The organism is Idiomarina piscisalsi (assembly GCF_003987095.1).
In the GTDB taxonomy this organism is placed as follows: domain Bacteria; phylum Pseudomonadota; class Gammaproteobacteria; order Enterobacterales; family Alteromonadaceae; genus Idiomarina; species Idiomarina piscisalsi.
In genome coordinates this window covers 1-926 of the sequence record NZ_PIQA01000009.1, presented here as the reverse complement: position 1 = coordinate 926, position 926 = coordinate 1, and the positions used below count along the sequence as shown (strand labels likewise).

The following is a 926-nucleotide window of genomic DNA, read 5'->3' as shown; positions in this document are numbered from 1 at the left end:
CATCAGCAGTGATGTTATCTATATTGACGGTGCCCGCTTGCGCGCTGGTATCTAAGGTAGCGGTGTCTGTTACCGTACCTTCGTTACCTGCCGTATCAGTCACGGTCATGGTGACCGTGAGTTCACCGTCAGTCAGAGCACTTAAATCTTGGCCTGAAACGGTGACGTTACCGCTTGAATCCACACTGATATCACCGTCTGCAACGACGATTTCAGTTGTACCGTCGGTGATCACAATGCTGTCGACCGAGGCACCGTCTTCCACCTGACCAGTGAAGCTGATGTCGCTTTGCTCGTCGCTATTAATCAGTTCATCACTGAACGTAATGCTGTTGTTGCCGTCAGTACCATCACCTGGTGCGCTGGTATCCACGGTGTGCGTTGAGGTTGTTGTGCTTTGGACGGCATTACCCGCTGCATCGTTAGAGTTAACCACCACATCGAATTCAGTATCCGCAGCCAAATCGCTTCCGGCAACGTCCACGCTCCACTCACCGTTATTGTCGACGGTTGTGTTGTACTCGGTACCATTGATGATCATGGTGACACTGTCGCCCTCGGCGATGTCGCCACCTTGAGCTGAACCAGTGACAGCAATCGTTTGCCCTGCTTCGTCCGCGTTGATCACGTCATCCGCTGTGATGTTATTCACATTGACAGTGCCCGCATCGGCACTCGTGTCTAAGGTGGCGTTATCAGTCACGCTGCCCTGGTTACCCGCAGAGTCCGTCACGGTCATGGTGACGGTGAGTTCACCGTCAGTTAGAGAACTAAGATCCTGACCACTAACAGTGATGTTGCCGCCCGCGTCAACACTGATATCGCCGTCTGCAACGACGATTTCAGTTGTACCGTCGGTGATCACAATGCTGTCGACAGTTGCGTTTTCTTCCACCTGACCGGTGAAAGTGATATCGCTTTGCTCA

1 protein-coding gene is annotated in these 926 nt (G+C 52.6%); it reads right to left on the bottom strand.

All coding sequences use genetic code 11. The features are described 5' to 3' along the window. Nucleotides 1–926: Ig-like domain-containing protein (locus tag CWI73_RS09305; protein ID WP_126752539.1), on the bottom strand; the 926-nt coding region annotated here is incomplete at both ends.